13 protein-coding genes are annotated in these 17478 nt (G+C 59.9%); 8 read left to right on the top strand and 5 right to left on the bottom strand.

The window, feature by feature from the left end:
* Positions 1-34 precede the first annotated feature (34 nt).
* Positions 35-904 carry an isocitrate lyase/PEP mutase family protein gene (locus TU82_RS07345; protein ID WP_057722451.1) on the bottom strand — a complete coding sequence of 290 codons (870 nt, stop codon included), beginning with the start codon at positions 902-904 and terminating at the stop codon, positions 35-37.
* Positions 905-1194: 290 nt separating this feature from the next.
* On the opposite strand from TU82_RS07345, the gene TU82_RS07340 reads away from it, so the two are divergent.
* From TU82_RS07340 to TU82_RS07330, 3 genes are all read left to right on the top strand, one after another.
* The gene (locus tag TU82_RS07340; RefSeq protein WP_057722450.1) at positions 1195-2151 is read left to right on the top strand and encodes an ABC transporter substrate-binding protein; all 957 of its coding nucleotides are present in this window, start codon (positions 1195-1197) and stop codon (positions 2149-2151) included.
* Between the two features lie 23 nt (positions 2152-2174).
* Positions 2175-3497, top strand: a complete 1323-nt coding sequence (locus tag TU82_RS07335) for an LLM class flavin-dependent oxidoreductase (protein WP_057722449.1) — start codon at positions 2175-2177, stop codon at positions 3495-3497.
* A gap of 155 nt (positions 3498-3652) precedes the next feature.
* On the top strand, positions 3653-4585 hold the full coding sequence (locus TU82_RS07330) for a cupin domain-containing protein (protein ID WP_057722448.1): 933 nt from the start codon (positions 3653-3655) through the stop codon (positions 4583-4585).
* Between the two features lies 1 nt (position 4586).
* Here the strand turns inward: TU82_RS07330 and TU82_RS07325 are convergent, their stop codons facing one another.
* A complete protein-coding gene (locus TU82_RS07325; protein WP_057722447.1) occupies positions 4587-5492 on the bottom strand; it encodes a LysR family transcriptional regulator in 906 nt (301 codons plus the stop codon).
* 406 nt (positions 5493-5898) lie between these two features.
* Here TU82_RS07325 and TU82_RS07320 point away from each other — a divergent pair, with 406 nt between their 5' ends.
* Genes TU82_RS07320 through TU82_RS07310 form a run of 3 tightly spaced genes read left to right on the top strand, consistent with a single transcriptional unit; the run spans position 5899 to position 14216 of the window.
* Positions 5899-12255, top strand: coding sequence for a LamG-like jellyroll fold domain-containing protein (locus tag TU82_RS07320; RefSeq protein ID WP_082631976.1), 6357 nt, complete (start codon positions 5899-5901; stop codon positions 12253-12255).
* A 12-nt stretch (positions 12256-12267) separates the two neighbouring features.
* Positions 12268-13707 (top strand): hypothetical protein, encoded by a 1440-nt coding sequence (locus TU82_RS07315; RefSeq protein ID WP_057722445.1) that lies wholly within the window; start codon positions 12268-12270, stop codon positions 13705-13707.
* Entirely contained in the window at positions 13704-14216 is a 513-nt protein-coding gene (locus TU82_RS07310) for a hypothetical protein (RefSeq protein WP_057722444.1), read from the top strand. Before TU82_RS07315 ends, TU82_RS07310 begins: the two co-directional genes overlap by 4 nt.
* Before the next feature lie 102 nt (positions 14217-14318).
* Here TU82_RS07310 and TU82_RS07305 read toward each other — a convergent pair whose 3' ends face one another.
* Positions 14319-14579 (bottom strand): metallothionein, encoded by a 261-nt coding sequence (locus TU82_RS07305; RefSeq protein ID WP_057722443.1) that lies wholly within the window; start codon positions 14577-14579, stop codon positions 14319-14321.
* Positions 14580-14772: 193 nt separating this feature from the next.
* On the opposite strand from TU82_RS07305, the gene TU82_RS07300 reads away from it, so the two are divergent.
* A complete protein-coding gene (locus TU82_RS07300; RefSeq protein ID WP_057722442.1) occupies positions 14773-15003 on the top strand; it encodes a DUF317 domain-containing protein in 231 nt (76 codons plus the stop codon).
* A gap of 21 nt (positions 15004-15024) precedes the next feature.
* Here TU82_RS07300 and TU82_RS07295 read toward each other — a convergent pair whose 3' ends face one another.
* Both TU82_RS07295 and TU82_RS07290 read right to left on the bottom strand, forming a co-directional pair.
* The gene (locus tag TU82_RS07295; protein ID WP_057722441.1) at positions 15025-15249 is read right to left on the bottom strand and encodes a hypothetical protein; all 225 of its coding nucleotides are present in this window, start codon (positions 15247-15249) and stop codon (positions 15025-15027) included.
* 141 nt (positions 15250-15390) lie between these two features.
* Positions 15391-16290 (bottom strand): LysR family transcriptional regulator, encoded by a 900-nt coding sequence (locus TU82_RS07290; protein ID WP_057722440.1) that lies wholly within the window; start codon positions 16288-16290, stop codon positions 15391-15393.
* 168 nt (positions 16291-16458) lie between these two features.
* Here TU82_RS07290 and TU82_RS07285 point away from each other — a divergent pair, with 168 nt between their 5' ends.
* Positions 16459-17469, top strand: a complete 1011-nt coding sequence (locus tag TU82_RS07285; protein WP_057722439.1) for a zinc-dependent alcohol dehydrogenase family protein — start codon at positions 16459-16461, stop codon at positions 17467-17469.
* Positions 17470-17478 lie beyond the last annotated feature (9 nt).

Here is a 17478-nt window from a genome sequence, read left to right as displayed (position 1 = left end):
GGTGCTGATCGCCAGGATCAGCACCGGCGCGGTATTACTCTTTCACATCCATGAACTCTTCAGCCCACGCCACATAGCTTTCCGGCAATGTGTAGGTGTGGGTCAACTCCGTGGCGCTGAGGTTGGAGGTGCTGTGGGTGAGCTGGCGTTGCGCGCGCAGGCTGTCGTAAGTGGCCTTGATCGCGGCAAAGTAGGCGCCATGCCCGGCCACCACGATGCGCACGCCCAGGCTGGCCAGGCGCTCGCTGTCATGCAGCTGTGGATTGCCATAGGTCACCAGCATCAACGGTACGCTGAGGTTTTCGGCGATTTTTTCCAGGTGCTCGAAGTCTTTGACGCCGACCATGCAGATGCCATCGGCGCCGGCCTTTTCATAGGCCTGGGTGCGGGCGATCACGTCTTCGGTGGGCAATACACCGGCGTTGGTGCGGGCAATGATCGACAGTTCAGGGTCGACACGCGCCTCGAGGGCCGCCTTGACCTTGCCGATGCCTTCCTCGACCGAAATCAAGTCCGTGGATTTACGCCCGAATTGCGCAGGCAGCAGGGTGTCTTCGATGGTCAGCGCGGCAACCCCGGCGCGTTCCAGTTCTTCAACCGTACGCATCACGTTGAGGGCATTGCCGTAGCCGTGGTCGGCGTCGGCAATGAACGGCAACTGCGCCACGCGACCGATGCGGGTGGCCTGCTCGACGAACTCACTCAGGGTAATCAACGCAAAATCGGGTGCCGCCAGTACCTGCAGGGAGGCGACGGAGCCGCCGAGGATACCGACCTCAAAGCCCAGGTCCGCCGCGATACGCGCGGACATGGGGTCGAAAACCGAGGCGGTTTCGACACAGATAGGCTTGGCAAGCAGTTCGCGGAAGTTGCGGCGCAGCGCTGAGTGAGAAATCTTGGGCATGTTCTTTCCTGGCTTTGGTCATCGTCAAGTGACGATCAATGTCTATTCGTGGTGGCGCGAGATTACCACGGGGACGGGCAGGGGTTTATGACGTTTGAGCGTTCAGCACAGACGGATGGGGCAACCGGGATGCGTGGTTAAAATGCAATATCTGCATTTTACAGAATTAGGTTATGCGCTAAAGATATTTTACAGCGCGTTCTTATAACCTCATCGTAGCCCCACGACTATCACCGAGACCGCACGCGCGGATCGACTTGACGTGCCTTACACGGCATCTGGAGACGAACGTGCGTTACCTGACAAACCTGGCGGCCGGGCTGGCCGCCGCATTGATCTGCCTGAGCGCGCATGCGCAAACCCTGGTGGTGGGCGATCAGAGCTACAACGCCCAAGCCGTGATGGAAGCGGCGGGCGTGCTTGAAGACCTGCCCTACACCCTGGAATGGAAGCAATTCACTGCCGGATCGCCGGTGGCCGAAGCGCTTAACGTCGGCAGCCTGGATATCGGCCTGCTCGGCGACGCGCCCGTGCTGTTCCTGGGCGCATTGGGCGCGCCGATCAAGGTGATTGCCGTCAGCCGGCAAAACCTGGCGGGCGTGGCCATTCTGGTGAAACAGGATTCGCCGATCCGCAGCCTGGCGGACCTTGCCAGCAAACGCGCCGCCATCTGGAAAGGCTCCTGGAGCCAGCAACTGCTGCTGAGCGCATTGGATAAGGCCGGCGTAGCCCCTGGCTCCCTGGAGCTGCGCTACCTCAGCGCACTGGATGCATCCCATGCGCTGGAAGGCGGTTCGGTCGACGTCATCGCTACCTGGGAACCCTATGTCACCCAGCAGGAACGTCAAGGTGCGCGGGTACTGGCGACGGCCGAGGGGTTGATTCCGGCGCAGAGTTTCATCGCCGCCAACGCCAAGGCGATCGACAGCAAGCGTGCACCCATCAACGACTTTCTCCAGCGCCTGAAAAAAGCCCGCGACTGGGCACGTCAGAGCCCGGCCAACACCAATGCCTACGCCGACGCCTGGGCCAAACGCACCCGCGCCGACGCTGATATCGCCCGCGTCTGGTTTGCCCGGGCGCGCACCACCCTCGAGCCACTGAGCGCCCAGGCGCCTGTCGAGGCGCAAAAGACCGTGGATTTCTTCGCCGGCCAGGGCCTGGTCAAATCGTTCCCTGCCGCCAGCCTGTTCGACTCATCCTTCAGCGCGGCCCTGCAGCCGGCCGTCGCGCAAACACAGCCCTGAACACCCCAAGGACTTCCTCTGACATGACCCAACGACAGCTCAAACTGGGCGCCTTGACCATGGGCAGCGGTGGGCCGGGCCGCCACAACCTGTGGCTCGATCCGCAGCTGCCCGCCGACGCCAGCGTCAACATCGACTGGTATATCGATATCGCACGCCAGGCCGAGGCGGCGCTGTTCGACTTGATCTTTATCGTCGACAGCCAATTCATCACCCCGGGCTCACCGTCCCATTACCTCAATCGCCTGGAGCCGCTGACGTTGTTGTCGGCACTGGCCGTCAGCACGCGGCATATCGGCCTGGTCGGTACGCTGACGACGTCGTACAACGCGCCCTATAACGTTGCGCGGCGCCTGGCCTCCCTGGACTTGATCAGCAAAGGCAGGGCCGGCTGGAACGTGGTGACCAGCGGCGACGCCGGCACCGCCGGCAATTACAGCCGTGACGAGCATTACGACTACACCACGCGCTACAGCCGCGCGGCCGAACATGTGCAGGTGGTGCAGGGGCTGTGGAACTCCTACGAGGACGACGCCTTCGTGCGCGACCGTGCCACCGGGCAGTTTCTCGACCCGAGCAAACTGCACAGCCTGAATCACCAGGGCGAACACTTTTCAGTGGTCGGCCCGCTGAATATCCAGCGTTCACCCCAGGGCCAGCCGGTGATCTTCCAGGCCGGGGATTCCCAGCAAGGCCGCGACCTGGGCGCCGCGACAGCCGACGTCATCTTCACCCATGCCGCCAGCATCGAGCAGGGCCAGGCGTTTTACCGGGATATAAAGGGCAGGGCAGTGGCCTCAGGCCGTGACCCGGAACAACTGTTGATCATGCCGGGGGCCGAGGTCTATGTCGGCGACACCGATGCACACGCCCGCGAAATCGAGCAGCATTATCATCAGATCGACCATAGTTTCGAGCTGGCACTGAAAGAGTTCGGGCGTAATTTCGGCTGGCATGACTTCAGCCAGTACGACCTCGATGCGCCATTTCCTCAAGAAAGCCTGGAGGCTGCGCGCAGCAGCTTTTTCACTGCAGCCAAGCGCATTGCCGACCAGGCCCGCGAGAAAGGCTTCACGCTGCGCCAGGCGGTGGAGTTTGGTCGGCAACTGCGTCCGGGAGCCTTCACGGGCACGGCCGATACAGTCGCGCAGAAAATGGCGGATTGGCTGCAGGCCCACGCCGTGGATGGGTTCAATATCTACATCGGGCACCCGGAGCAATTTGCTCGATTTACCCGGGAGGTCATACCGTTGCTGCAGGAGCGCGGCGTTTACCGGACCGCGTATGAAGGGACGACGCTGCGCGAGAGTCTGGGGTTGGACGTTCCACGGTTTTCGCGGCGTTAAGTCAGGTGCCGTGAACGCGCAACAGTCACCGCCCCATTTGGCATAACTGCTGTGCGGATCCAGGGATTAATCCGTGGGCGCGCCACGCCTATAGTCGAGTCATCCGCGCAGCATTCAAGCGTGCTGCGCAACCCGCCCTGACTGAGGTGAGCCTGATGAACCGTGAATTCGATCCCGCCCTGAGCGCTGTCAATCAAGTGGACGCCGAGTACTTCGAGTACAGCAAGGCGGCCAATCCCATCAGCGCCAATCTCATCCCGCGCATTCCCTACCACAGCTTTCCCGCCTCGCTGTACGACAGCGGCCCGTCGCGCGTGGTACCGCTGGACCTCAGCGACGCCCTGGGATGTGAAGGCCCGGCGACCGGGCCGGGCCTGTGCGCGAACTTCATGCGGCTTAATCGCGGCGATACGCTCAACCTGCGGCCCAACGCCACTTCGCAGGTGTTCTACGTGATCGCCGGGGAGGGCCGGGTGGTTCAGGGCCAGTTCTCGATTGAATGGTCCAAGGGCTGCTTTATCGCGCTGCCTGGCTTGCAGGCGGCGCAGTTCAGCGCCAGCGAGGATGCGCGTCTCTACTATGTGCACGATGAACCGTTATTGCGTTACCTGGGCGTGACCGCCAGCGCCGATCGCTTCACGCCCACCTTGTACCCGGCGGCATTGGCCAACGCCAAGCTGCGCGAAGCCGCCGATGATCCGCGTGCCCAGGACCGCAGCCGCATCAGTATCCTGCTGGGCAACCGCCACTTTCCCCAGACACGCACCGTGACCCACGTGCTGTGGGCGATGTATGGAATCCTGCCGGCCGGCTCGGTGCAAAAGCCCCACCGGCACCAGTCGATCGCCCTGGATTTCATCATTGATTGCCCGCCGGGTTGCTACTCCCTGGTGGGAACGGAGCTGGAGCCGGACGGGCAGATTCGCAACCCGGTGCGGGTCGACTGGGCACCTGGCCTCGCCTTCGTGACGCCGCCCGGGTATTGGCATGCGCACTTCAACGAATCCGACACCGAAGCGTTCCTGATCCCGATTCAGGACGCGGGGCTGCAAACTTACCTGCGCGCCCTGGATATTCGCTTCAGTTGAATCAGGCCCAGTCCGATGTCTCGCCCAGGCGTTCAACGATAAAGTCGATAAAACACCGGACCTTGGACGACACGATGCGCTTGGGCGGGTAGACGAACCACACGGCAAACGCCCGCTCGACGCCCTGGATGTGCCACTGCGGCAGCCACACCACCAGCTCGCCGGCCTTGAGGCTGCGCGCCACCAGCCAGTCCGGCAACAGCGCAAAGCCCAATCCCTGGCGCGCGGCGATCAGTTGCGCGTCCAGGTCATTGATCCGGATGCAGTCGCCGTGCATCAACGACGCTACCCGGCTGTCGGCGACGAAGGTGATATCGCTCACCGAATGCGTGCCCAGTACCGCAGGCACACCGGCAAGATCGGTGGGCGTCGAAGGCGGCGGGTGCTGCAGGGCAAATGCCGGGCTGACCACCAGGCGGTAGTGGCCGTCGCAGAGTTTGCGCGCTTTCAATGTGGAGTCGGCCAGCGTGCCGATGCGGATGGCCAGGTCGACCCCGGCATGAATCAGATTGACCTGGGCGTTATCCAGCATCAGCTCGACGCTGATTTGCGGGTAGCGCAGGCGAAAGTCGTTCAAGGCCGGAAGGATATGATGACGGGCAAAGGCCGGCGGCAGGTTGAGCTTCAATAATCCGCGCGGGTGTTGGTTCAGCGCCGACGTCGCCGCCTTGGCGTGTTCCAGTTCATCGAGCACTCTGCGGGCGTGCGTCAGGAACGTCTGGCCGCCTTCGGTCAGATGCAGGGTGCGTGTGGAACGATTGAACAGCGCGATGCCCAGGTCCTGCTCGAGGTCCTTCACGTAGCGTGAAACGGTGGAGCCCTTGATGCCCAGGCGCTCGGCGGCGCGGGAAAAGTTGTTGCCTTCAGCGGCTTCGACGAAAGCGGTCAGGGCAGCGAAATAGTCCAAGGGTGGCCTCCGTGGTGGGCAGGGGAACGGAGCTCGCAGGGTCGTGCACCAATCATTTTGGCATAGGCGGTATTCCAAAGTGCCACTATCGGCGATCTGCTCGGATTTCTCCAGCGCAGAAGCCCGTGGTTTTACATGAGCTTAGGCGCCATGCGCGACATCTGCCGGGCGCAAAGACCTGTTGCACCGCACGCTGCCCCCGCCTTGACAGCCTGATGACCCAACCTAGACTCCCGGAACTTGACGCACTGAGCGTTTCACGATGAACCGCCAGTGTGATCGACAGCCCTGATTCGCCGCATCGAAAAACTTGCGCAAACTGCTGTTTCGGTTTGCTGACAGGTTCTTCAGGTCAGCATCGAAGTGAATAAGGTCATGGACTCGACATACGCGGAAAGGAACTCCAATGAGATCAGGTGCGCGCACGCCCAAACGTATCGATGGTGGTCGACTGATCGCAGCCGAGGAGCGCCAATCCCGTGCGTCCAGGGCTGCGGGCCTCGCCCAGCGATCCGTTGCTGAGTCGTCAACCTTGGCTGACACCACTGCAGGAGCCTGCAAATACGCGGTTTCAGTGGTTCACCAAGGTCATGTCATTGTGCTGTCCTCGATCCAGTCTGACGATGGGGCATGGCATATCGGGTTTACGGTGTTGCTGCCCGACGCAGGCTCCGACGGCTCGGGCCAGTGGACCAACTTCAAACGCCTGGTTTTTCCCACGACCTTGCGCCCTGTCGGACGTTCGGTGATTACGCTCGACTTCAAACCCAATCCTGTGCCCGCATCTGACGAACCTTTTCAGGCGTTGTCGGATAATCAGCACGTCTACATCTTCCGCCAGTCTTCCAGCGGTACATTGCTTGTCGATCGGTTTGTTTTCGATGACGTGCTTAATGCGCTGACGAACACTTGGGAAGTACGCTATCGCCGTAGCAAGAAGATTGATATTCCAGCGGACAAAAAAGACACCTTCGGCTCTACCGACATGGAGGGCGATACGTTCATCGAGGCGACAACCGAGCTGACGCCGATCAGCGGCGTGACCCAGGGTTGGTTCACGGTAGCCTTGACGCCATCAGGGTTACCCGGCACTGACCGGTGGCAGATATTTGTCTACAGCGCCACGTCCCAGGCCATGAACTGCTTTTCTTTTGCGCGTACATCCGACGGCCTGTTCGATCTCACCCATGCGCCAATGATCAATGGCAGCGTCGTTCCGGATTGCGCGCTGGTGTTGAGCGGTACTTCATTCAGTGGGCCGCCTTGCGCAACGGTTTATGCCAAACAGGAACGGCTCAAAGACGAATACGGCCGCTACGACTTGCTGAAGAAAGAAGCACGCCTGATGCTGGCAGTGCCCACCGGTGCAGATTTTTCCATCGCGACCATCGATTTCGCAATTGATCTTTCCGGTTACCTTCCCAAGATAGCCGGTACGGGGACGCCGCCCCTGGTCGCGCTGCCCGTGGCGTCGGTTGCGACGGTGAAGAGTGCGCTGCATTTCGATCGCTTTGCCGCCTCATCGGCAACCCTTCCACCACTGCCCGTACTGACGGCCGGCGCCCTGACAGTGGAGTGCTGGTTCAAGCCATTGACGTTCAGCCAGGGGTCGGATGTGGTGCTGCAGAGCGGCACAGGCGAGAGCATTCGCTTTGCGATTACGCTGGAGGCGGGCGTTCCTACGTTCAGCGTATTCGGGACAACCACCGTCACGGCCTGCGGGCCGATGCTGGAACCCGGCTTTCTGGTCCATCTGGCGTGTACGTGGGATGCCAGCCAAGCGATTATTTACGTCAACGGAACACCGTTCACCTTAAAAGGTACCGCCGCGTCGGTTGCGGTATTCTCAAGCGGCTATACCCTTGGGGGACCGAGCGGGTTCAGCGGCGACATCGCCGAGTTGCGTATCTGGAAAACGTCGCTGAACCAGACGCAGATCCTCTCTCGGATGTGCACCAGTGTGACATCGAGCGATACGCAGTGGGCTGACCTTGTCGGTTATTGGCCACTTGTCGAACCTGTCGGCAGCGACATCTGGCCGACATTTGCCAATGCGGCATCGACGGGTACGGCGGCCGACGGCACCCTTGAGGGGGCCCTCTGGAGCGCTTCGCAGGCGCCGACGGCTCAGTCCTACGCACCCGTTGCGTGGAGTGCAGACGGATTGACTGTCTGTACTGCCATACTTCCTTTTGCCAAAAGCACAGTGCGTGCGTCGTTAATGGCGGGTGCCGACAGTCAGGTGCACCTGTACTTCAGTGCCGCCACCGGCGCCACGCAAATGGCGGCGCACTTGAGCACGGTAACCTCCAGAGCGACTTTTGCAGCAGCATGGCTGGCGCAAGACCCGACGCTCAGTACCAACTCCCAGGTCGGCACAGTGCGCTTTGCCGCCCGCCAGACGGGCAGTGCGATGAACAGCACGGCGCCGAGCCCGCAGCGCGTTCAAATAGCAGCAGGTGCCGACCCTGCACACGCGACCGTGACATTGAAAAGCTATACCGGTTACACCGAAGTGTGGCCAGCGGTACCCAGAGCGATCTCGGCATTTTGTGGCGTTATCAATGGCAACGCCGTGCAGGCCACAAATGGCTCGGCGCCAGCCCCCCAGGGCACCTTGCAATATGACTACAGCGCAGTCACGGTAACCGCATCAGGCCAGCAATCGGGGCCTGTTCCGGCACCGAACCGGGGCTCATGCCTGTTCGCCGTCGCGCCCGACGCAGACGCCAATAACGGCTATGTCGCCCTGATTCAGGACTCGCCGGCGAGCGAGCCGCTGCCTCTTGTGAGGGCGGGTACGGACACCTGGTGGGTGAACGATCCGCCGCAAGCGTGCCTGGCACTGGCGCAGCCGGGTTCGATGATTACGGTCCTGGACAGCAATGCCATGGCGACCTATACGGGTGAGCTGGCATTGACCAAGGACATGTGCGTGGAAACCTGGGTCAATCCCGCTGCCTTTACCATCAGCCCCAGTTCTCGTTCAGTCATCCTGCTGTTCAATGCGGGCCCTGCCCAAGCACAGTACGCGTTTGGCTTGACCGGCGATGGCCAGGTCTATGCCGGCAACGACCTCATGGTGCAGGCTTCAAAACCGTCCATACCCTTGTCCGCATGGACACACATTGCCGCCAGTTACCGCAGCGACTACGGCATAGCGTTGTCGGGCGAGCGCTATCTGGATATTGGCAACGACGACAGCCTCAATACTGGCGATGCGCTGACGGTGGAAGGCTGGATCAAGCTGGATTCGAACGCTATTCGCCAAACCATCGCCTCCAAAGCGGACGAGGGCGATGTGCAATGGGAGCTCTACGTCGACAGCGACGGCAAGCCCGCCTTTGGAGTAACGACCAACAACGGCACGGCCAAGAAACTGGTCACCGTCAAGGCCTCGGCTGCGCTCGATACCGGCAAGTGGCACCACGTTGCGGGTGTGTATGATGTGGCAAGCGAAAAAGTCGGTGCGGTTCAGTTCATCGCCGCAACCGATGGCTACGTCTCTATTCCTGCGTTGACCACGCCGCTGACCACAACGATGACAGTGCAACTCTGGATCAAACTGATCCAGCCGCCGACGCCCCTGCAAACTCAAATCATCATGCAGACGGTTAACGGTGATGACCCTGTCGTATTCACCCTGATCCTTGCCGACAACTGTCCGGTTTTTTCCATAAACGGGGTCAATGCCGCTTCGTCCGCCCCGTTGGCCTACGATCAATGGACACATTTGAGCGGCACTTACGACGCCAGCACCCTCGTGCTGTATGTGGATGGCCTGCTGATGGCCACGGCGGCCACCACCAATGCACCTTCGGGCACACCAACGGCTGCCGGCGTGGCCTATACCGTGGGCGGCACGGCCAGCACGAACTCGCTCAACGCTGTCGTCAACGATGTAAGCCTGTGGAACGTGGCACTCGATATCAGCACGGTGCGCCATTACATACGAACGCCACTGAGCGGCGGTGAACCCGGTCTGGTTGGCTGCTGGACGTTTGCCGACCGTTTCGGCACTGCCGCCATGGACATCTGTGGTGTCAGTAACGGCACCCTGGTATCGGCCAGCTATATCCAGATTGACAAGGGCCAGTTCGCCCATCGGTTATTGATCGATGGCACCCCGGTTGTGTCCAATCCCGTTTCCAATACCCCCGCCCTGACCGAAGACCGCATGCAGCTGGGGAGCGGGGCGAAGGCCTCCTACTTCCAGGGCGTGATGGATGCGGTTCGGTTATGGCGTGTGGGCCGCATGACTTGGGAAATACAGTATTACGCGGTCGCGGATCTGCAATCGAACCTGATGGGACTGGTCAGTGACTGGGAGTTTGAGACCGGGGCAGGACACGTCGGGTTCGACAGTAAAAGCCAGAACAATGCGGTCATTCGCGACGCGAACGTGAAACTCAGCGACGAATCAGTGAACGCGATGTGGGTGCCCACACAGTTCCGTTCCGGCTGGCACATCTACATCAATGGCGTCGAAGTCGACACACAGCCCTACTCGCTGGAACCGCAGAGCTTCGGTGCCACGCAATGCTCGATTGGCGCCATGCTTTACAACATCGCGGTCACCTCGTACTACCCCGGCAGTATCAATGAGCTTCGGGTATGGAAGACCCAGCGCTCCGGGCAACAAATTTGCGCGAACCTGAACCGACCGCTGAGCGGTGTCGAGTCCGGGCTTGTAGGTTACTGGCCATTTTCCGCAGGCTCGGGTCAAATTTTTTCCGATCGAACCGGCTATGGTGCCAACGGCATATGGAACGGTGTGGACGACCCGGACTGGCAGGTCTCCATCGCTCCGGTTTCCAACGAAGCCCCGCAGATTCTCAATGCCATCGGCGGCGTCGCCAAGCCGAGCAATGCAACGGCCGAGTCCGCCCCCGCAGCGGCTGAATATGGTCAGTTGATCATGGACGCATCGGGAACGCCGAGTGGGGTCATGAGTCGGGCTTATGCGGCCATACGCAGCGGCACCTTGAGCCTCTCGAAGGACTATGAAGTCGCTGAGCTGTTGATGCAGTACGTCGGCCAGGTACAGACCAAGCCCAACTTGATCGGCTACATCGAGGGGGCGCCACCGTTACCGTCCGAGAACCTGACGGTTGACAGTCCGATCACGCCCTACAAATACCTCGCCGCCAGTACCGTCACCCTGACCGAATCCAATGACGTCACCTACGCCTACTCGGCGTCGCGCGAAATCGGCACATCGACCAGCATGCAAGGCCGAGTGGGCCTGCATTTTCTAGCGGCTGAAAGCGTGGGCATCGGCGTGGAGTCCCTGGTCTTCGGCGCCGAAACGTCAGGGGGCTGGGCGACTGCGCTGGACTCCAGCACAGCCTGGTCGAATGACGCCAGCATGTCGACCCAGTCGACTTCCACCAGCGAAAAGACCATCGAGGTGTTCGGTACCTGGGAAACCAATACCTATAACTTCGACCCGAACGTCAAGCGGATCTATGTCCCGAACAATAAGGGGTTCGCTCTCGTGCGCTCGGAGACGGCGGATTTGTACGCGTTACGCTCAATTTCAAGCGGTGCGCTGGTTTCCTATTCGATGATGCCAAATCCGGATATTCCGGCAGATACAAACATCATCATGTTCAAGATCGATCCGCTCTACGTGAAGAACGGCACGCTGGATGGGTACGTCGGGTTCCAACGTGACAAGGATTATCCGTTTCTATCGGCAGGCGAGCGGGGCAGCTACTTCAAGCCGCTGGAGGCCTATGCACTCAAGACACTGATCGCACGCGAACAGCAGCAACTGGAAGCGTATTACCAACAGTTCGACGCCACATCAGTGGGCCAAGGCAGCGACATTCGCGACGAGTCGAGGAGCCTCGACAATCTATTGCTTAATTTACCCGGCAATACGGCGCTGTCATGGGACGATTGGAAGGCACAGGTGGCACGCCGAAGCCTGGTCAATACCTATGTGTGGAATTCCGACGGTGGACTGTATTCGGAAGAAGAGCAGTTCAGTGCCGTGCGGGAGGACTCCGGGGCCGGTACGTACGAGCAGGTTTCCAAAGACGGTTTCTACCTCGAAGCCAGCTTCAACGTCGGGCCGGCGGACTCGGTGGAAGTGCTGTTTGGAAGCCGTGTATCCACCAAGTCGATGAAGAGTCGTCGTGAGGCCACGTCGTTCGGGCTTGCCGTCTCAATGCCAGGCGAAGGGTTCCTTAACAAGCGGGCGCCGGATTCGGCTCCAACGCCCCCACCGGGCGAATACCCGGTTGCCTTCGACGATGCGGCGTGCCCAGGCAAGGTCAATCAGTATCGCTTCATGTCCTTTTACCTGGCGCCCAGAAAGAAAAATTTCGAGGACTTTCATTCAATCGTCGATCAGAACTGGCTCAACCGGCAGGGCGCTTATGCCGGTTCCTACGATCCCGATGCATTCGCGCTCAAGCAAGCACTGGCGTATCCAAACCTGGTGTGGCGCGTGCTTCACCGTGTGACATACGTCAATCGGGTGCCATTGGCCTCCGATCCTGGCGAAGCCGAATCCCTTCCTCCCGATATTCAGCGTCCCGATGCCCAGAGCATCGCGACCAATGCGCTGATGATCGACTCCGTGCCCCTGCAATCCAACGACCCCACACCGCTGGCCACCATCAGCTCGGAGCTTGATGTGTTGCTGTCGCAGATGTCCCAAAACGCGCTCTATGGCGCCCTTGTTGTCAGCAACTACAAGGCGATCAAAAGCGATGCGATGTACTACATGCAGAGTTACTACTCAATAGTGTAAAGGGAGATACCTATGTCGCTTCAACAGTGTGCTAACAACTACTGCGGCAACAACAAGAACATGATCGATGGCGATTGCCACGATCTTGATTATCAGGCGGGTAACAAAATTGTGCTGATTCCCCCTGGCACATCGACCCAATGCTGGTGCGTCTGCTCCTGTCTGGCAGTCGACACCCCCGTCGCGACGCCGACGGGCACCGTCAAAGTGCAGGATATCGTGGCTGACACCACCATCGTGCTCGCGGCCGGGATAGATCTGAGCTGGTCGGAGCAGGTGGTGGGACAGGCATCGTTCGCCACGCCTGGGTTGACCGAGCATACGCTGTATATCCAGTATTTACTGGCTGGAGAGCAAGCGCCCCGTGAGATTGTGGTGACCCGTGACCATCCGTTCCTCATCTACCCGGACAAACACCTGATCGTGGCTGAGTGCTTGCAGCTTACGGATCAGTTATATGACCAGGGCGGGCAGCCGGCTCAGGTTGTCGATATCCAATGGGGCAGCTACTCGGGGTCGTTCTATGAGTTTGCGACATCGATGACGCCCCCTGACAACGACTACACCAATCATCTGGTACTGACCAACGGTGTCGTTTCCGGGGATTTTGCCATACAGGTGTTCTCCGATCTGCCGGGCCCGACGACGGTCAATACGCGCCACGAGGTCGGGTCCGATGAATGGCAGGCCAATAACCCCGCACGTACCCAAGCGACTGTTCTGAGTGTCGGTAAACCAGCAGCGCAGGCATTGAACGCGATTACGCTTCGTACGGCTACCGGCCATGTCTTTACCCCGGCTCAGATCGTTGTGGCGCCGGACCACGCCGCTGATTTCCTGCCACCAAGCCAGGCATCTGCTTTGAAAAAGTTCGCTCCAAAGCACCCTATCGGCGACACCTACTACCATCAAATGGGCGATTATGTGCTCGACCAGTTCCGCTCGCTTTACCCTGATATCACATTCCACATCAGTTGGTATAACTCGATTGTCAACGCCCATTCCTACGTGACTGAAGGTGAAAAAACCATACTGCTCAATGGTGGCCTGCTGCGCATTGCCGGCTTTGAGTACGAGGGTATCTGCCTGGCGATTGCACACGAAGTAGGGCATTTATACGGCACACCTGACGGCTCGCCGCTCGGCGTCACCTGTGAGGGCGAGGCAGATTACTACGGGGCGAAGATTGCCTTGCGCAAGCTATGGTTCGGCGAGTTGTACGGCAATTTCATCACCAAATCGGTAGATCAGTTCAAGTTGCTTTACTCGTTTATTCCGCAAGTTTCACCGGATCTGGACAAGGCAGGGCGGGCCTATCCGTCGAACGACTGTCGTCTCGACACCATCAGCGCCGCCATGGCCGGCCAGCCGATTCCCGCGTGTGCGGCGTGCGGTACCGTCGATTGGTCGACAATCACACCTGGCGGTCAAGGCACGGCGGTGCCCTCATGACCCCGGCGGTCACTGTCCAGACTACCAGCGATGCTTGCCAGGCCTTCGGAGCGTTTCTGGGCCTGGATGAAGCGGTGCAGCCGGTAGTACTCAGAGCCGCTCTGGCGGACCCCGTCTATGCGCGCAAATTGGTCGGCAGCAGGGGGTCAACCGAGACCATTCGTTACTTGCTCGAAAGAGCCCCGGCTGTCACGGATACGCCTGCGGAGCACTCTGATACAGAGCTGGTCGCGTCGGCGGTGAAAGCCATTGCCAGATGGGCCGCTGCCGGTCTCAAGCGCGTTGATGAAAAGGTGTACGCATGTCGCATCGCAGCCTGCCAGGCCTGTGAACACCTGCAGGCGCCGCCCAAACGTTTGATTTACGGCCTGCTCAATAGCGATGATGGGCGCGTGTGTGGCATGTGCGGATGCGTCGCGAGCAAAAAAGCGCTGCTGCCCACAGAGTCGTGCCCTGCCATGGACCTGGTAACCCCCGGGTTCACTCGCTGGGGAGAAAAAATGGGCTGAGCGAGTTGGACATCAGCACCCTGACAAAAATGCGGAGGAGGCTAACCAGCTCTTCCGCATTTTTACTCGGCCGTCCGTCCGCCTGGACAGACAGAGGAGTACTCAGGGCGAAATGGGATCGCTGGCCGGAAAGGTTTCTTCGATCGCCTCGTCGAGCTGGCTATCGCTGACTGCGCGGTCCCGCACCTTCACACTCGACTCGCAATGGCATTCGGCATTCGGGCACGGCTGTCCGCCTGGATGCCGGTCGGCGCATGCCTGGCTGCAGTAGGCTTTACCGTCGCGTTGATGGTGGGCGGCGTCGCTCACCTGGCACATGCAGCCTGGGCAGGCGCATGGCAAATCCGGGGTGGCGTGGTTCATGAGTCCTCCGATCGTCAGTCATGATTGAACAGTCCACACTTGGTTTGGATCAGCCAAAACCCGCGAGTTTAAAAAAAACGCGGTGTGGGTGATGAACGGTGGGTCTGCGTACGCGAGGCAAAAAAACGAACCCCGCAGGATGTCGGCCGTCTATGTTGAAAAGAACGTATTCACCGGCATAGGAGGTTTGCAGATGAACGATTACCCAGTGGGCGAAGCCGATTCAGAAGCGCGCAACCGCTCGATCGGCGATGCCATAGGCCTGGCGGCGGACGAGGTCGAGCTGTGGGTGACCTCGGTGGAGGAGGACGGCAGCGGCATGGGCTATGTGCTGACGTTTTCCGCGCGCACGCCCAGCGAAGTCCTCGCCAAGGTCGAGGGGCTGGGCGCTGATCGCACGATCAACATCGGTCCGATCGATTGAGTCCCGCAACGCCAGAGCCGTTCATGGCTGTTGATAATGCCCCGGAATGTCATGGCCTTCGTCAGCCGGCTTGGTGCGTTTCTGCACTTGGATGTCACTCAACCGCGCATCCTTGAGTTCGGCAAAGCGCTGCCTGAGCAGGGATTCGGCCAGTTGCGGGTCCAGGTCGCCCTCGTAGTCAAGGGCGCGACTCTGGGGCTGGTTGTCGAGGATGAAACTGACGAGGTAGTGCGGTTTTTCGAACATGGGCGCTTCTCCCTTACGATTGACAGGCGTTACCCGAGCAGGGCCTGTTCGTTTGATGACTATCAGGTGCCGTGATTCAAAATAAAACCAGCGTGCTCTATCAATCATGGCTGGACAAGGTGCCGGAACGCGCCACTCTGGCTAACCGAGCCCTTGCTCGGCAAACACAGCGACCAGCCAATCCATGAAAGCGCGCACTTTGGGCGAACGGTATTTGCGGTCGGTGAGAAGCAGCGAGACCGGTTTGGGGATGCTGTGCAGATCCGGCAGAATCTCAATCAGCTCCCCCGTCTCGATATGGGGCTGCAGCGAGGGACGCAAGCCCTGCAGGATACCCAACCCCGCCAGGCCGCAGCTGAGGAAGGCTTGCGAGTCATCGACCACGATGCCGCTTTTCAATGTCACCGACAGGCTTTTACCCCCGGTTTGAAACCTCCAGGGCATGATTTGCTGGCGGTGATCAATCAGAAAATTGACCGCAATATGATCGGACAACGCTTCGAAGGTGGTGGGGGTGCCGTACTGTTCCAGGTAGGAGGGCGCGGCGCAGGTGACCATGGACACGGTGCCGATTCTTTTGGCAATCAGGCTCGAGGAGTCAAGTTCCCCTAGCCGCACGGCACAGTCCACGCCCTGCGCGATCAGATCAACCTGGTGATCCGAAGACCCGAGAATCAACTCGATTTCTGGATAGAGAGCCCGAAACCCCGGAAGGGAAGGGATGATGAATGCCTTCGCGAGGGTCACCGGAACGTCCACCCTGAGCTTTCCCCGGGCAGGTCGATTCGGTGAGAACCACGCCAAGGTATCAGACAGATCGGCCAGCAGTTGCTTGCATCGACCGTAGAACTCCTCCCCTTCAGGCGTTACGTGGATCTTGCGCGTCGTGCGATGCAACAGCTGGACGTTGAGTTCCTGTTCCAGATTCTGAATCGCTTTGGACAGCGCGGGCCGGTGAAGCCTCAGCGACTCGGCTGCGCGGGTATAGCTGCCTTGCTCAACCACGGCCACGTAGATTTCCATCGCCTCGATCATGTTCATTGTCAGGCCTTTATTTAAACCGTTACGTGAGTGAGCGCGATTGTAATTGGATTGATAACAATCTTGTGCTTCAAGGGCTGTTTATCCAGCGCGCGTAGAAAGAAACAATGCCTCCAGCTTGGGCACAGTCGAATTTTTCGGCGCGTCCACATTGCTTGGAGTAAGAATATGAAAGCTTGGCTGCTGCAGGATTTTGGTCTTGAACATCTCAAACAGGGCGAGACCCAAACGCCCATCCCCAAGGCCGGAGAGCTGCTGGTCCGGGTCGGCGCGGTCTCCCTCAACTTTCGCGACAAGGCGATCGTGGACGGGATCTATGAACCGCATAAGGTTCCCAAGCCGCTGATCCCTGTCAGCGACGCGGCGGGCACAGTCGTGGCAGTGGGCGAGGGCGTAAGCCGATTCGCAGTAGGCGACCGTGTCAACTCGCACCTGTACTCGCGCTGGATCGACGGCATGCCGGCCCACGACGAACCAGACTACTGCATCGGCTCACCACTGCCGGGTGGGCTGGCTGAATTCATGATCATCCATGAAGACAGCGCAGTGCGTGCCCCCGATGACATGAGCGACGAAGAAGCCTCGACCCTCCCCATCGCGGCCTTGACCGCATGGTACTCGCTGGTGGATTTCGGCCGGGTTGAAGCTGGCCAGACTGTACTGGTGCAAGGCACCGGCGGCGTGTCCATCTTTGCCGCGCAAATCGCCATGGCCCTGGGTGCCAAGGTCATCGTCACCTCCAGCCGCGATGAAAACCTCGATGCACTCATCAAGCTGGGCGCGATTGCTGGCGTCAACTACCGTAAAACACCTGACTGGGCGGCTGAAGTATTGAAACTCACCGACGGTATGGGCGTAGACCTGCTCCTGGACGTCGCCGGCGGCGAAGGTATCAACGACTCCATCCAGGCAACCAAAGTGGGTGGCCGCATTGCCCAGATTGGCTTCCTGACCGGGCAGACGGCAAACCTGAACTTGATGCCGCTGATCTTCCGCCAAACCACCCTGCGTGGCATTGCGGTGGCTCCACGTTCGTCATTCGACCGGATGAACGCGTTCCTCAATACCCATCACATCCGTCCGGTGATCGACCACGTCTATCCCTTCGAACAGGCGCGTGAAGCCTATGAGCACCTGGCGCGCGGCCCATTCGGCAAAGTCGTCATCAAGGTCAGCTAAGACATCGTC

Source organism: Pseudomonas orientalis (assembly GCF_001439815.1).
Lineage (GTDB): Bacteria > Pseudomonadota > Gammaproteobacteria > Pseudomonadales > Pseudomonadaceae > Aquipseudomonas > Aquipseudomonas orientalis.
Note: the sequence above shows the minus strand (reverse complement) of the source record. Positions and strands in the feature narration are given on the sequence as shown.

Excerpts from the sequence above, each read along its gene's own strand:
- TU82_RS07345 (WP_057722451.1), bottom strand. The coding sequence starts at position 904 with ATGCCCAAGATTTCTCACTCAGCGCTGCGCCGCAACTTCCGCGAACTG.
- TU82_RS07335 (WP_057722449.1), top strand. The coding sequence starts at position 2,175 with ATGACCCAACGACAGCTCAAACTGGGCGCCTTGACCATGGGCAGCGGT.
- TU82_RS07330 (WP_057722448.1), top strand. The coding sequence starts at position 3,653 with ATGAACCGTGAATTCGATCCCGCCCTGAGCGCTGTCAATCAAGTGGAC.
- TU82_RS07320 (WP_082631976.1), top strand. The coding sequence starts at position 5,899 with ATGAGATCAGGTGCGCGCACGCCCAAACGTATCGATGGTGGTCGACTG.
- TU82_RS07315 (WP_057722445.1), top strand. The coding sequence starts at position 12,268 with ATGTCGCTTCAACAGTGTGCTAACAACTACTGCGGCAACAACAAGAAC.
- TU82_RS07310 (WP_057722444.1), top strand. The coding sequence starts at position 13,704 with ATGACCCCGGCGGTCACTGTCCAGACTACCAGCGATGCTTGCCAGGCC.
- TU82_RS07305 (WP_057722443.1), bottom strand. The coding sequence starts at position 14,579 with ATGAACCACGCCACCCCGGATTTGCCATGCGCCTGCCCAGGCTGCATG.
- TU82_RS07300 (WP_057722442.1), top strand. The coding sequence starts at position 14,773 with ATGAACGATTACCCAGTGGGCGAAGCCGATTCAGAAGCGCGCAACCGC.
- TU82_RS07295 (WP_057722441.1), bottom strand. The coding sequence starts at position 15,249 with ATGTTCGAAAAACCGCACTACCTCGTCAGTTTCATCCTCGACAACCAG.
- TU82_RS07290 (WP_057722440.1), bottom strand. The coding sequence starts at position 16,290 with ATGAACATGATCGAGGCGATGGAAATCTACGTGGCCGTGGTTGAGCAA.
- TU82_RS07285 (WP_057722439.1), top strand. The coding sequence starts at position 16,459 with ATGAAAGCTTGGCTGCTGCAGGATTTTGGTCTTGAACATCTCAAACAG.